Origin of the sequence: Paenibacillus sp. S150 (assembly GCF_019352175.1) — a bacterium.
Taxonomy (GTDB): domain Bacteria; phylum Bacillota; class Bacilli; order Paenibacillales; family Paenibacillaceae; genus Paenibacillus_AQ.
This window is the reverse complement of sequence record NZ_JACBYI010000027.1, coordinates 45,157-59,521: the sequence shown is the minus strand read 5'-3', so window position 1 is coordinate 59,521 and position 14,365 is coordinate 45,157. Positions and strand designations below refer to the sequence as shown.

General features: G+C 50.9%; 9 protein-coding genes, 2 pseudogenes and 1 other annotated feature. Of the genes and pseudogenes, 2 read left to right on the top strand and 9 right to left on the bottom strand.

Features of this window, described 5'->3' with window-relative positions:
* Window positions 1–57: 57 nt before the first annotated feature.
* From HYD27_RS21485 to HYD27_RS21460, 6 genes are all read right to left on the bottom strand, one after another.
* A complete protein-coding gene (locus HYD27_RS21485; RefSeq protein ID WP_219218540.1) occupies window positions 58–903 on the bottom strand; it encodes a carbohydrate ABC transporter permease in 846 nt (281 codons plus the stop codon).
* On the bottom strand, window positions 896–1,783 hold the full coding sequence (locus HYD27_RS21480; protein WP_219218539.1) for a carbohydrate ABC transporter permease: 888 nt from the start codon (window positions 1,781–1,783) through the stop codon (window positions 896–898). Before HYD27_RS21480 ends, HYD27_RS21485 begins: the two co-directional genes overlap by 8 nt.
* A 128-nt stretch (window positions 1,784–1,911) precedes the next feature.
* Window positions 1,912–3,201, bottom strand: a complete 1,290-nt coding sequence (locus HYD27_RS21475) for an ABC transporter substrate-binding protein (RefSeq protein ID WP_228745244.1) — start codon at window positions 3,199–3,201, stop codon at window positions 1,912–1,914.
* A 179-nt stretch (window positions 3,202–3,380) separates the two neighbouring features.
* Entirely contained in the window at window positions 3,381–4,439 is a 1,059-nt protein-coding gene (locus HYD27_RS21470; RefSeq protein WP_219218537.1) for a LacI family DNA-binding transcriptional regulator, read from the bottom strand.
* 267 nt (window positions 4,440–4,706) lie between these two features.
* The gene (locus HYD27_RS21465; RefSeq protein WP_375373937.1) at window positions 4,707–5,999 is read right to left on the bottom strand and encodes an Nramp family divalent metal transporter; all 1,293 of its coding nucleotides are present in this window, start codon (window positions 5,997–5,999) and stop codon (window positions 4,707–4,709) included.
* A 597-nt stretch (window positions 6,000–6,596) separates the two neighbouring features.
* On the bottom strand, window positions 6,597–6,761 hold the full coding sequence (locus tag HYD27_RS21460; RefSeq protein ID WP_219218533.1) for a hypothetical protein: 165 nt from the start codon (window positions 6,759–6,761) through the stop codon (window positions 6,597–6,599).
* Between the two features lie 345 nt (window positions 6,762–7,106).
* Here HYD27_RS21460 and tnpA point away from each other — a divergent pair.
* Window positions 7,107–7,558 (top strand): annotated as a pseudogene (gene tnpA, locus HYD27_RS21455) (IS200/IS605 family transposase).
* A gap of 1,261 nt (window positions 7,559–8,819) precedes the next feature.
* Here tnpA and HYD27_RS21450 read toward each other — a convergent pair.
* The 3 genes and pseudogenes from HYD27_RS21450 to HYD27_RS21440 form a co-directional block, all read right to left on the bottom strand.
* Entirely contained in the window at window positions 8,820–9,014 is a 195-nt protein-coding gene (locus tag HYD27_RS21450; RefSeq protein WP_219218531.1) for a DUF2933 domain-containing protein, read from the bottom strand.
* A gap of 75 nt (window positions 9,015–9,089) precedes the next feature.
* Window positions 9,090–10,776 (bottom strand): annotated as a pseudogene (locus HYD27_RS21445) (glutamine--tRNA ligase/YqeY domain fusion protein).
* A 91-nt stretch (window positions 10,777–10,867) separates the two neighbouring features.
* Window positions 10,868–11,132, bottom strand: a binding site (T-box leader).
* 55 nt (window positions 11,133–11,187) lie between these two features.
* Window positions 11,188–12,753 (bottom strand): tetratricopeptide repeat protein, encoded by a 1,566-nt coding sequence (locus HYD27_RS21440; RefSeq protein ID WP_219218530.1) that lies wholly within the window; start codon window positions 12,751–12,753, stop codon window positions 11,188–11,190.
* 196 nt (window positions 12,754–12,949) lie between these two features.
* Here HYD27_RS21440 and HYD27_RS21435 point away from each other — a divergent pair, with 196 nt between their 5' ends.
* Window positions 12,950–14,149, top strand: a complete 1,200-nt coding sequence (locus HYD27_RS21435; protein WP_219218529.1) for an oxalate decarboxylase family bicupin — start codon at window positions 12,950–12,952, stop codon at window positions 14,147–14,149.
* Window positions 14,150–14,365: the final 216 nt, after the last annotated feature.

The following is a 14,365-nucleotide window of genomic DNA, read 5'->3' as shown; positions in this document are numbered from 1 at the left end:
ATTCAGGTCCCCTGTTCGCGGCAAAGGCAACGTTCATCACCGGGAACCCCGTTCCCTTTATTTAATGCCGCTGCTTCCCCCGTTAATGTTTGCTTCATATACAAATCTCTGGCCCAGCATATATACCAGAATCATCGGGATCGTCAGAAACAGCGAGGCGACCATCACCATATTCCATGGCGGCATCTGTCCTCCCGAAGCCGTACTAATCAGCTGTACGCCAAGCGCCAAAGGCGTTTTTTCCGGATCATTGATATAAATTAACGGTCCCATAAAGTTACCCCAGTTATAGGAAAACGAGAAAATTGCGATTGCTGATAGAATGGGATAGGTCATGGGCAGAATGATTTTTGAATAAATCCCGAGATGCCCCATTCCGTCAATCATCGCTGCTTCATCCAGCGATTTCGGAATTGACATGATGAACTGCCGGATCAAAAAGACGTTGTAGGCTCCCGCAAAAAAACTGGGCACAATCAGCGGCAGGAATGTGTTCACCCAGCCGAGCTCCCTGTAAATGATAAACTGGGGCACCATCGTGACTTCGCCGGGAAGCATCATGGTGCTGAGCAGTGCAACAAACAAAAGGCCGCTGCCCTTGGCTCTGAGCCGGGAGAACCCGTAAGATACGAAGGAAGCTGAAGCCACTGAGCCGATCACAGTCCAGACCGTGATAATAATACTGTTTTTGAGATAGGTTCCCAAATGATAATCAGTAAATACATTTGTAAAGTTACTGATGGCAAATTCCCGCGGGATCAAGGTGAAGGCAACCTTGACCGTAGTGGAATCACTGGCAAGCGCGATAGAAATCATGTAGACAAATGGAGCGAACAGCAGAATGCCCACCGCACACAAAATGACATAGGATACGCTTTTCTCCAGGCAGGACATTCTAGCCATTTTCTTTTCCCTCCTCGTAGTGCACCCATAAGGCCGATGAACGGAACACGATCAGTGTCAGCGCAAGAATAATAATGAACAGAATCCATGCGATAGCAGAGGCGTAGCCCATCTTGTAGAACTGGAACGCATTCTGGAACAGATAAGGCACGACCATCTGGCTGGCGTTGTCCGGTCCCCCAGCCGTAACGATAAATACCTGGGCAAAAGTCTGGAGCGCTCCGATGATGCCGGTAACGAGGTTGAAGAAAATGACCGGAGTGAGCATGGGAAATGTAATGTTGAAAAAGCTTTGGCCGCTGGATGCACCGTCAATGGAAGAAGCCTCGTACAGTTCCGGCGGAATCCCCTTCATCCCGGCCAGCAACAAGACCACGCCGCCTCCGACGCCCCATAGAGACATAATGACCAGCGAGAGCTTCACCCATTGGGCATCAAGCAGCCATTGCGGCCCCTGAATACCGATAAAAGACAGTGCCTGATTGATCAAACCTTCGGTCGGTGCAAATAATTGGATGAACAACAGGGAACTGGCAACCACCGGAACAACGGAAGGCAAATAATAGAGCACCCGGAAGAAGGTTATCCCCTTCAGCTTCTTGTTCAGGTAGTAGGCGATCCAGAGCGAAATGCACATCCCCAGCGGAACTGCAATCAGTGCATAATAAAAGGTGTTGCCCACAGATTTCCAAAAAACCGGATCATCCGTAAGCAGTGTGGCATAATTTGCGAACCCGATAAAATGTGGAGACAGGAACATATCCCAGTCTGTAAAGCTCATATAGATTGAGAACAGAATCGGCCCGATTGTGAGGCCGAGAAATCCAGTCAGCCATGGTGAAATAAAAAAATAAAACCAGATGCCCTCTTTCTTTTTCACAGAATCATCACCTCCGCATTTACTCCCATCCAAATGACTTGTATGTAACAACATGCATGAAAGGGACGGGGACCAGCCCAAATCAGCCAATCCCTGCATCCTCTGACTATTAACTGAATGCCGCTTCTCTATTTATAGAGTTTATCCAGTCCTTCTTGGATTTGCTTCACTGTGTCATCAAGCGTTGCCTTATTGTTGAAGTAGACACCGAGCTTGTCGTCAATTACTTTCATCATCTCGTTCCATTTCGGGTTGAGCGGTTGATCATACAGCCTGGAATCTGCGAAGGCATTCATGTTAATTTTTTTGCCTCCGTACTCCGCATTCAGGAAAGCGTCGCTGGAAAGTGCAGCTTTGGTGGCCGGAGCGTCCTGGCCGCTTTCAATAATCGGTGTTTGCGCTTCCAAAGTAGTCAAAGCTTCAATGATCTTAAAGGCTTCTTCCTGGTGCTTGGAGCTTTTGGTAATGGTCAGTCCGTTAAAGAAAGCATTCGTTTGTCCCCAGACTGGCGAGATATCCCAGTTAATGCCTTCAACCTTGGACAAGGAACCAATATTCCAAAAACCTGTAGTCTCCATGGCAATCTTACCTTGGGCAAACAGCGGGTCTGCGCCGATATTTCCCAAATCTGCAATTTCCGGCGGTGTCGGAGAAGTGCCGTACTTAAAGCTCATATCGTTAAGCAGCTGAAGAGCATTCCTAACCTCGGGCGTATCAAAGGTAGGGCTGTTATTGGCATCAAACAGCGATCCGCCGTTCTGATACACCAGTTGCATCCACTGAGGCCACCAGGAACCCGGATAGTAGCCCCACTGCACGGTTTTGCCGTCTTCTTTTACCGTCAGCTTCTGAGCGGCATCAAGAAGCTCCTTCTGCGTCCAGTCCTTGGCCGGATAGGCAACTCCGGCTTTGTCGAACATATCTTTGTTATAGAACAAGACCATTGCACCTGCGCGATCCAGCATGCCGTAATACTTGCCGCCGTATTTCATGATATTGCCAATGTCTTCGCTGTATCTTTCATTCATATCTACATTGTTTGCCGCAATCAGATCGTCCAAGGGAATAATCTGGTTCTTGCTGGCGTACACCTGATAGTTCTCGGCAATCATCATGATATCCGGCGGAGTGCCCCCGGCGATCATTGTCTGCACTTTCTGATCATAGTCACCGGCAACCAGCAGCAAGTTGACATGTATATTCGGATACGTCTTATTCACAATTTCCAGCCGTTGCTGCATGACTTTCTTGTCATCCTCGGAGCCCCACATGGTTAATGTCAGATCCACTTTTTTGTCGGAAACTGCAGTTCCGCTTCCGGCTTCAGCGTTAGTTCCTCCGCCGCATCCGGATAGAACACCTGCCAGCAGCAGCAAGACCGCCATGAACATGCCCAGTCTGTTTCTAATTGTCTTCAACCTCCCTTTTAATTTAGAAGATGTTTTGCTTGCAGCCTAATTATGAAACGCATTTCATGTAACGGGTTTCATTAATGCTAAAAAAGAATACCCGCAGTGGAAACGGGTGTTTTTAGCTCAGTCATGCGTTTTATGAAAGGGGTTTCATTGACTGCAAATTTATTATAAATCCCTCTACTTTAACTGTCAACACTGATTTGCAAAGGACTTATTGGAGTTTGGCCCGTGCTTTTCCGGACAATCAGCTGTGGTTTCAGGACGATTTGCTTCCTGGGCGTCTTGCCGTTAATGATCCTGTGCAATGTATCTACTGCCAGTTCGCCAAGCTCATTTGTGTTCTGTGAAACCGTTGTCAGCTCCGGAATAACCGCCGTCGAGAGCGGTGAATCATCGAATCCAACGATGGAAATATCTTCGGGAATACGCAATCCGTGTTCAATTGTCGCCTTAACCGCTCCGATTGCTGTGAAGTCATTCACGCATAGTACAGCTGTTGGCCGATGCTCCTCTTCCAGAAGTCTATTCATCAGCTCTCTGCCGCCCTGTACGGAGAATTCGCCAGGCTTAAGCCACTCATTACGGAGCTTGAGTCCATACTCCTTTAGCTTGCCGCGCACGGCTTTAATCTTGACCTGCGTTGTTGACGTATCCTCCATTCCCCCAATGAAACCAATATCCGTATGCCCCAGATCAAGCAAATGCTGGGTGGCCAGCGCCGCACCTTCGGCTTCATCCGTATATATGCGGTGCAGGCCGCTTTTCGGCAAATTGCCGTTGACAAGCACAATCGGGACATGCCTTGACAGCTCAATAACCTCCTGAGACAGCTCTGGAGGGCACTGAGTCAGATTAATTCTTCCGCCCAGAAAAATAATCCCGTCCACTCTCTTCTCCCGGAGGATGCCCAGATACTCGGACTCACGTTTGTATTGCCCTGCCGTGTTGCACAGAAAGAAGGTGTATCCTTTTTCCCGGGCTACATTCTCCGCTCCCCAGAATACCTCCGGAAAAAAAGGGTTCGTAATATCAGGTAAAATCATGGCAATTGTGCCGGTCTCTTTTTTCAGAAGACTCCTTGCCAGAGCATTGGGCTGGAACTGATGCTTTTCAATAACAGCCATAATGATTTCCCGGGTGCTTCTTTTTACGGGAGCGGTATCGTTGAGTACTCGGGAAACAGTGGCAACGGAAACATTGGCTTCCTTTGCTATGTCGTATATTGTAATGGTTTGCTTCATTTGTAACCTTCCTTGTTCTGTAATTATCTTTCATAATACCAGAAGATCGTTTTTTATGAAACGGGTTACACTTAGATCGATGCTTTCCTCCGACGTTTGTTGGCTGAACCAGGGGAAAATCAGGTCCTGATTTTATCTTCACTTAAAAAGGACTCCTCTCTTTGGGTGATGTTGTTCACGGACAAACATCATGCTGCCGAAGATTGGAGCCTTTTTTATTTTTTTAGGAATGATTGCTTTCGAAATTCAGGTTTATATTGATTAACCTTACACGAACAGCTCAACCACAAGAAACAAGTTCAGCGATACAACCAGCGCCGAGATAATCCAGCCCAGCACCGTGGTGATCCGGCGGTTGACCAGCCCGTTCATGATTTTGCGGTCACTGGTGAAGATCACCAGCGGAATCAAGGCAAAAGCAATCCCGAACGACAGCACCACCTGGCTCATGACCAAAGCGCTTGTAGCGTTAATGCCAAAGGCGATAATCGTCAGCGGAGGAATAATCGTAATCGCCCGCCGGAGGTAGAGATTGATTCTTTTCTTGATGAAGCCCTGCATGACCACATCGCCCGCCATCGTCCCCACCGATGAGCTTGACAGTCCCGCAATCAGCAAGCCCAAGCCGAAGGAAACGGCTGTGACCGGTCCTGCCAAATGGCGGAACTGCTCAAAGGCAATATCCAAATCCTCGACCACAAGGCCATTTTTGAAAAATAGCGCAGCGGCCACAACCACCATCGCCATGTTGACCGCACCGGCAATCAGCATTGCAATCAGAATATCGATGAACTCCAGCTTGAAAATCTGTTTTTTCTCCCTGTCATCGATTCCGACCACACGGCTCTGGGTCAGCGAGGAATGCAGATAAATCGCATGCGGCATTACCGTTGCGCCGAGTATTCCCGCTGCCAGCAGCACACTGTCTACACCTTGAAACTGCGGAGTGAATATTCCGGCAGCAACTGCCCCGGCATCCGGCTTCGCCATCACCACCTGGAACGCAAAGGCCAGAACGACAATCATGACCATGCCGGCAATTCCAGCCTCAAGCGTACGGTAGCCGCGACGCTGCAGTTCAAGAATGGCGAAGGAACCGACAGCGGTAATCAGCGCGGCAGGCAGCATCGGAATGCCAAACAATAGATAAAGTCCAAGTGCTGCCCCAATAAATTCTGCCAGATCGGTAGCGATAATGACCAGTTCACTTTGAATCCACAGGAAAATCGATACGCCCTTCGGGAACCGCTCCCGCGCCACCTCGGGCAGATTTTTGCCGGTGGCAATCCCCAGCTTGGCAGATAACGACTGGATAAGAACAGCCATCAGATTTGACGCAAATATCACCCACAGCAGCAGATAACCATATTTGGAGCCTGCTGTGATATTAGTGGCGAAATTTCCGGGGTCCAGATACGCTACGGAAGCGATAAAAGCCGGTCCCAGGAAAGGAAGCAGCCTCTTCAGGCCTTTGACATCCCCGTTCAGTACAGCTTGTGCGGAGAGCTTATTTTTATGATTATGAATCATTGGAGGTGTTTCTGCTACACTTTGCTCCATCATTTTCAATCCCTCCTCTTGCCCGGAAAAAGTTGTCTACACACACGAAAGTTTCCCTGATGCAACTTTAATTTAGTTTTATTATAATCTGCACAATGAAAAATGTAAATGGCTTTTCACGAACCCGGGCTGCGCGTTGTTGGCATTACCGGTTATTGCCCCAGTCTGCCTGCCGTTCATGCCCAAACAAAAAGTTCATATAGGCCTTCTTATTCATATGAAAAAAAGCCCCACAAAGTGAAGCTTTGGCTCAGATTTGATTCATCAAGTGGAAACGGCTGCTCCGTCCTTATTAAGGACGGTATCCGTTTCAGCGAGAAAGATAAGGCTAATTTATAGCGTGAAACATATACATTCTTATTTTTTTAAGAAGAAACGGCTGCTCCGTCCTCTGAAAGAGGTGGCACCCGTTTCTCCAAAAATAGAAGGATAATTGATAGTGTGAAACATATAAATTCTGCCCTCTAATCACGCGGCCGCAGCGATATTTCATTCCTCAGTGATGCCGCACAGCAGTATGGGTGTCTTATATTTTAAGAAAGACGCCTATCGGCGTCCTATATAAGAATGCTGCCATTTCAGTGGGGAGGAGAAGAATCATTTCGCGCTGATTCCACCGTCCAGCCGGCTTCGGGCGAATTCAAAGGTATTTCTGCCTCTGATTCCCTCTGCCTGCCCGCTGCGGCCAACGCGCAATAGCGCAGTTTGCTTGGCCATATACAGCGCAGCTGTGAAATAACGGATAAGCTTCGCTTCCCCCAAAACCTATACATTCTTATCTTTCAAGTGGAAACGGCTTCGCCGTCCTTAACCGGGCAGCGCAGCTGTTTGCATTTCAGGTGTAAGGCTGGCTGCTGAAGCCAGGCGGGAAGACAAGTGGAAAAGGTCACTTCATTTTCCCCCAGCCGCTTTTTCGCAAGTGTAGCGGGAAATAGGATACCTAATCCAGCCGGTTCGCCCCCTTACAGAGGAATACGCCTACATAAGATGAACTTGAACCATTCATCCAAAGGGCAGCCATTTTAGTTTCCATGTGCCAGGTCTAAACCCACCGACTTTAGTCGGTCAGCTTCCAGTACGTTGATCACGTAGCAGAATTGCGCAACGATGAAGCAAGAGGTGAGAAGCCAAATGGTAGATTATCAAACAGGCGGACATTCCGTGTACGACTTGAAATATCACTATGTATGGGTAACGAAATATCGATACCACGTGCTCGTAGGAGACGTAGCGGGGAGAATGCGAGAAATCACTCGCCAATGCTGCTTCAGCAGAGGAATCACCATCGTCAAAGGGAGTGTGGGAAAAGATCACATTCATTTATTGGTGAGTTGTCCCCGACGATGGCACCTGCAAAAGTCAATCAATACATCAAAGGTCGCTCCTCCAGACTGATTCATGAGGAATTTCCGCAACTGAAAAAGAAATACTGGGGTCAACATCTGTGGGCAAGAGGCTATTTCTGTGCAACCGTGGGATCGGTGAACGAAGAAACGATCCGTCGATATATCGAAGGTCAACAAGTCGAAGGTGACGACGTGTTTGAAATCGAGGAGTGAACGTGGAGCCCACGTACTCGAGTTTCAGTCGAAAGCTTCAGGTAGGTTCAGCCACGGGTTGCTTTTCAGCAGGCTTTAGCCTAACGGCGACTTTCAGTCGATGATGGAACCTACCGGCTTTAGCCGGTAGTCGTTTAGTGGGAAAAAGGATAACTAATCCACCGCATTCGGATCCTGGATCATCCTTAGTGGGAAAAAGTACAACTAATTCGGCTAAAATCATCCATATGGGGTGAGCAAGCCTCCATGAAGTGTACAAAATCCCACTAAATCCCGTTCAAGCCAGAATTCCAGCCCATTAGTGTTACTTTTTCCACTTCGCTTCCGTTCCTATGAATCTCCTTGCGTTCCATCAGCGTTTTCAGGTTCTCCGGTTCATTTCATATAAGCCGGTTCCATTCCTATACATTAAGTTTCTTTATTGTGTTTTTTAAAGATTACAGAACCGCCTCCCGCTTAAACAGCGGAGCGGACGGACAGACCCGCGGAACAGCGGCAGCGGCAGCCTGGGTCTCCGGATTTTCACCGCTAAGAGACTGCGACAAAATAAAGTACCGCTACATTGTTGACAAACTCCCAAAACCGTGGAGATTTTGTCAACAAAAGCGGATACCAATTTCCTCGCTGCTCCTAAGGGAATGAAAAAAAATCTGGAGAGCACAGCGACCCGGACAATGCTCCGTTCGCGGAGCCGTCCACTCCAAAAGCCTGCGTATATCCTGCGCAAGTGGAAACGGCTTCGCCGTCCTTATAAGGACGGTATCCGTTTCAGCGGGAAAGATAAGGCTAATTTATAGCCTGAAACCTATAAATTCTCTTTCAAAATAACCCCACAAAGCCATCGTTGCCGCTGCCGCGGCACCACAGAGGATGGAAATGGGGGGTAGATTTTGTTGCGTTTAATTTCTTGCGGCCTTTAAGCAATTATCCTCATCCGTAAAGTTATTTCCAGGGTAGTGGGGCCTTAGCTTCGATGATGACTCAGGTACTTTGCGGGGACTCCAAAAAAACATATAAACCTGAATTTCGAAAGAGAATTGAACAAATCCAGATCGGACAAGGGATAAACACTCTTTTTTCTTCACCCATTGGGTGCAAGCTGTTTTTAGCAAAGACATCCCTTCGTGTAGAGCTTTTTAGATGATTTGTGGATACTTACTTTCGAAATTCAGGATAAATTCTCTTTCAAAAAAACGGGCGGGAGTCAAGGTTCATTCCCTGACTCCCGCCCGCTGCTGATTCCCGCTGTTTCTTCATGCCGTTAAGAAGTAATGCTGTTAATGTCCGCCCGCATTTTTTCATTTTGCTCCTTCAGCTCGTTCAGCTCTTGCTGCAGCTCTTCCACCTTCGGCTGCCGCCGTGAATGCATTCCGTGCCCATGTCCTCCGCGCATGCCGAACATCATGATGATCATCATCAGCGGACAGACCAGCGTAATTAACCAGGACCAGTTCATCGCTCCACCTCCTTCAGAATTCAGGGTGCCGAGCTTTATTATAAAGAGAGTTTGTGAAGAAAGTTTGTTGCTGCCTTAGTTCCCGCCCTTCCAGGTATCCTTCAGCGGAACAATCCGGTTGAATACCAGATGGTCCCCATGGCTCAGCTTGTTGTCCACGCAGAAATAGCCTTGGCGCATGAACTGGAATTTATCCTCGGGCTTGGCGTCCGCCGCATACGGCTCCAGCAGACAATGCTTCATCAGCTTCACGGAATCCGGATTAATGTACGCCTCCCAGGCTTCGCCTTCTGTCTTGGGACCGTCGCTGTCCCCCAGCAGCTTCTCATACAGATACACCTCCGCCGGGATGCCATGGCTGGCGGATACCCAATGGATAGTGCCTTTGACTTTGCGCCCGCTATGGGCGCTGCCGCTTTTGGTAAGTGGATCATAGGTGCAGCGGAGCTCGCTGACCTCTCCAGTCGCCGCATCCTTAACCGCCTCGTGGCACTTGATGATATAAACCCCCTTCAGCCGGACTTCGCCGCCCGGGATCAGCCTGCGGAAGCCCGGTGAAAGTACCTCCCGGAAATCCTCGCGCTCAATGTAGACAACACTGGAGAAGGGTACCTCTCTTGTACCCAAGTCCGCATTTTCGCTGTTGTTGCCCAGCGTCAGCCCTTCCGTCTCTTGCGGGTCATAATTGGTGATGACAACCTTCAGCGGATCAAGCACCGCCATTATACTGGGCACACTGGCTTTCAGATCCTGCCTCAGGCTGTGCTCCAGCATGGAGAAATCTACCATCGTCCGGTTTCGAACCATGCCGATCTCGCGGACAAAGCTGCGGATGCTCTCCGGGGTGAAGCCCCGTCTCCGCAGACCGCGCAGTGTGGGCAGCCGCGGATCATCCCAGCCGTCCACATCGTTCCCCGCCACCAGCGCCCGGAGATACCGCTTGCTGGTCACCGTTCCCGTCAGATTAACCCTGCCGAATTCCCTTTGTCTGGGCGCTTCTTCGATTTCCAGCTCCTCCAGCACCCACTCGTACAGCGGCCTGTGGTCCTTGAACTCCAGCGAGCACAGGGAATGGGTAATGCCTTCAATCGCATCCTGGATCGGATGGGCAAAATCATACATCGGGTAAATGCACCACGCATCCCCTGTGCGGTAATGCTCCGCATGAATGATCCTGTACAGCACCGGATCACGCAGATTGATGTTCGGCGAAGCCATATTGATCTTGGCACGCAGCACCTTGGAACCGGTGGGGTAAGCCCCTTTTCGCATCTCCGTGAACAGGAGAAGGTTCTCCGCCACGGACCGTTCCCGGTAAGGGCTGTCCTTCCCCGGTTCCGTCAGCGTGCCTCTATAGACGGCAACCTCCTCCGGCGATAAATCACAGACGTAGGCTTTGCCTTTGCGGATTAACCGCACAGCGCTGTTGCAGATTTCCTCCGAGTAGTCAGAGCCGTAATATACATGCTCTCCCGGGCTGCAGCCCAGCCATTCGATATCTTCCCGGATTGCTTTTACATATTCCATGTCTTCCTTCAAAGGATTCGTGTCGTCAAAGCGCAGATGGAAGGTGCCGCCGTATTTTTGTGCAATTCCGTAGTTGATGTGGATGGCGAAATGCACTGCCAATATGCAGATACCCGTTCGGTTCCGGCGGAAACCTTGTGCAGATTTCCCTGCTGTAGATGCCCGCCTCTATATCTTCTCTGATCAGCTTATCCATATAATTCTCCGCCGCTGCGGCTTCCCAGTCGTTACTCATGCTTCAGAACCTCCTGTGTATATGTGATTACCGCTCCCCAAGAACCTTTGCTCCATGCAAAAAAAAGAACCCCACCTCCAAGACGTATGGTCTTGGGGACGAGATTCTCGCGGTACCACCCCAGGTTCATTAATATGTCGCCATATTAACCTCATCAAGTACGGCATTGCCGGTCAGGCAAGGCTTATACCCTAGCTCTGTAACAGGAGCTCCTGTCGCACCATCCCCGGCTTCATCAGCCGGTTCCAATGCGCCGCTCGGAGACTTGGTTCGATGCGCCCTTCTTTGCCCCTTTTCAGCGTCCGGAGCTCTCTGTGAAAGAATGATGCATCTACTCTTCCCGTCATCGCGTTTGCACAGCATATAATTTATTGCAATTTTACAAAATTACAGAGGGATTGTAAAGTATCCCTACTCCCGCTGCTCCCCGCCAAGCGCCGCCAGCAAATCAAGCGCCTCCCTGTGGTCAGGCTCCAGAACCAGCGCCTCCCTGGTATATTCCAGCGCCGCCTCCAGGTCCTCCAGCTCATAGCTGCAAATCGCCAGGCAATAGAGCACCGTGATGACCGGCTCGTCCTCGGACTCCTTCAGCGAGTGCGTCAGAAAGTACCGCGAATCCTCGTACAGTCCCATCTCGAACAGCAGCAGACCGCTGTCCAGAGCCAGATCATATTTCTGCGGCATGGGATAAAAGCCTGTCCACATTCGCTGTATCCCAAGCTTCAGATCCAGAATTTCCTCGTCACCGGCATTCTCCAGCAGGCTGGAGATCCGCTCCGCACTCTGGATAAACAGCTCCGCATCATAGCCGCCCAGCCGCCAAAAGGCCAGAATCTGCTGCAGTCCGATAGTGTCATAGTTCTGGTCAATCCACTGCTTCAGGCTGAAGAAATCATCCGGACCAAAACGCTCGATAAACCTGCGGTAGGCCAACCGGGTCTGGGCATGGCGCATAGGCGTTTCCAGCATAAAAATGCATCCCACATTCAGGTTCTTGTAATGATGCTCGGTAAATGAAGATAATGCGCCTTGCTGCTCAAAATAACACACCAGCGCATGATAGTTGGCTGTAAGTGAAATGCTGCCGTGATGAATCAGCTTGGGCGGCTCGGCGAATTCCCAGTTCTCCAGCCGGTGGTCGCCCTTGTCGGCGGTCAGCAGCAGAAAGCCCGCGCCGGACAATGCACGCAGCCGCTCCAGGCAGCCCAGTGCAGCAGCCGGGAAGAGCACATGCGAATCCTCCAGCTTCTCCTGATAGAAGGCGGTGACCTTGCGGTAAGGGTACGCAGCCTCTTCATAGCCTTCTGCCCGGCGGTAGTGATACTCAGGAATCAGCTCCCTGAGCACCTCGGAAGGGCCCATTTCTGCCGCTTGCTCCGGATACCCCAGCGATACCTCGCATTCATAAATTTTGCCTTCATCCACGTAGAGCAGCTCCTGCGGAATACTGTCAAAAAAGTAGTTGGCGATCACCATCAGCGGCTGCGCGAGTGTGCCCGGCTTAATTACGGCACCGCTCTGCGTCAGATGCAGCTCGGTATCACCCACGGCATCAAAGCGTGCGAAATCAAGGATGCCCTGCTCTGCAAATGGAATCAGACCGGGATGCCCCTGCCAGCCGGTGATGTTTTTCCAGGGCAGATCGCTCATTACATAGATGAAGGGGGGCAATTCCAGCCCCGCATACCCGATCAGTTCAGTCAGCTTCTGCAGCACATGAAACGCGAGCCGACCTGCCCCCGCCCCCAGCTCCAGAATATAGACCGGCTCCGCGCTCTGCCCCATACCTGCCCGGTCCTGCAAAAAGCCGAAGATCACCTCCGCATAGCCGGTTCCGATCATCGGATTGCTCGTAATATACTGCGGAACCTGATCGTTCTTCCAGGCCTGCATGCCAAGCTCTTCATAATATTTGCGCTGCAGCTCCCAAATTGGCGCTTCGCTGAAGCGGTAGCGTTCTTGTCCCCCGTCTGTCATATCCGTATACCCTGCTCTCTGATTATCGTTAAAAAACTTGTCCGGCCTTTCATTTTGCGGCAAACTGCCAACTTCTATTCTGGCCTTTTGCCCGTATTTGTCAACCATCAACACCACTTCATGCCATTTGCAAATCATATGCGGCCGTATTCCGCATATATTTGCATGGAGTATTGTTCAGAAAGGAGCCTATGCCATGACTTCCAGCAAGTCTGATGCCTCCGCATACAACCCGGTTCCCCAGCCGATACGCAGCGACGGGGCTGGCAATGTAGACCTTGGCCCCCGTGATGTGCTGCGCGACCGGGAGAACCCGGATATGTTCGTTCCTCCCGTTACGGATAACGGACTGATTCCCAATCTGAAATTCTCCTTCTCCGACGCCCATATGCAGCTTAATCACGGCGGCTGGTCCAGAGAGGTTACGGTCAGAGAGCTGCCTGTTGCCACTACGCTCGCCGCAGTCAACATGAGCCTGACTCCCGGCGGCGTGCGCGAGCTGCACTGGCATCAGCAGGCCGAATGGTCCTATATGCTGCTTGGAAGCGCACGGATTACAGCCGTGGACCAGAACGGGCGGAATTTCATTGCCGATGTCGGCCCGGGTGATCTGTGGTACTTTCCTCCGGGAATTCCCCATTCCATTCAAGGGCTGGCAGAGGGCTGCGAATTCCTGCTAGTTTTTGATGACGGCAGCTTCTCCGATCTCAATACACTGTCCATCTCCGACTGGTTCGCCCACACCCCGAAGGAGGTGCTGTCGGCCAATTTCGGGGTGCCGCCTTCCGCCTTCGAACACCTCCCCAAGGATCAGGTCTACATCTACCAGGACCAGGTCCCAGGCTCCCTGCAGAGTCAGAAGGTACAGTCTCCCTACGGAGAAATTCCGCTGAGCTTCAAGCATCGCCTGCTGGCCCAGCCTCCGCTGAAAACTCCGGGCGGAAGTGTACGAATCGTTGACAGCTTGAGCTTCCCGGTCTCCAGAACGATTGCCGCAGCTTTGGTCGAGATTGAGCCCGGTGCCATGCGTGAACTGCACTGGCATCCGAACAATGATGAATGGCAGTACTATTTGACCGGTGAAGGACGCATGACCGTCTTTGGCGGCAGCGGGGCCGCCCGCACGTTCAACTACAGAGCCGGTGATGTCGGCTATGTACCCTTTGCCTTCGGACATTATATCCAAAATACCGGAACAGACACCCTGTGGTTCCTCGAAATGTTCAAGAGCGACCGCTTCGCCGATGTCTCGCTGAATCAATGGATGGCGCTCACCCCGCAGGAGCTTGTCGGCAGCAATCTGAATGCAGGGCCTGAGCTGCTGAATGCGCTGCGCAAGGTGAAATGGCCGGTGGTCACTTATCCCGGGTATGGCGGACCCGAGCGCGGGGACTAGAAAGTAACTTACACGGGCAGCCATAGTCTGCGATGCTCCAGGCAAGGCGGATTTCATTAAAGGGAACAGCCATAGTAATAACTCCGCATATCCCTACATAGTCTGTAGAAGGGGAACGAAGCAGCTCCTTGGGAGAGGAGACGCGGTCCGAAGAGCCATCCTAACCGAGGATTGGAGGCCGGACCCCTATGAGTACAGACCAGCTCATTGCCCTGC

What these genes read in the sequence shown, in the direction of transcription:
- HYD27_RS21485 (WP_219218540.1), bottom strand. Translation starts at nt 903, where the DNA reads ATGGCTAGAATGTCCTGCCTGGAGAAAAGCGTATCCTATGTCATTTTG.
- HYD27_RS21470 (WP_219218537.1), bottom strand. Translation starts at nt 4,439, where the DNA reads ATGAAGCAAACCATTACAATATACGACATAGCAAAGGAAGCCAATGTT.
- HYD27_RS21465 (WP_375373937.1), bottom strand. Translation starts at nt 5,999, where the DNA reads ATGGAGCAAAGTGTAGCAGAAACACCTCCAATGATTCATAATCATAAA.
- HYD27_RS21450 (WP_219218531.1), bottom strand. Translation starts at nt 9,014, where the DNA reads ATGAACTGGTCCTGGTTAATTACGCTGGTCTGTCCGCTGATGATGATC.
- HYD27_RS21440 (WP_219218530.1), bottom strand. Translation starts at nt 12,753, where the DNA reads ATGACAGACGGGGGACAAGAACGCTACCGCTTCAGCGAAGCGCCAATT.
- HYD27_RS21435 (WP_219218529.1), top strand. Translation starts at nt 12,950, where the DNA reads ATGACTTCCAGCAAGTCTGATGCCTCCGCATACAACCCGGTTCCCCAG.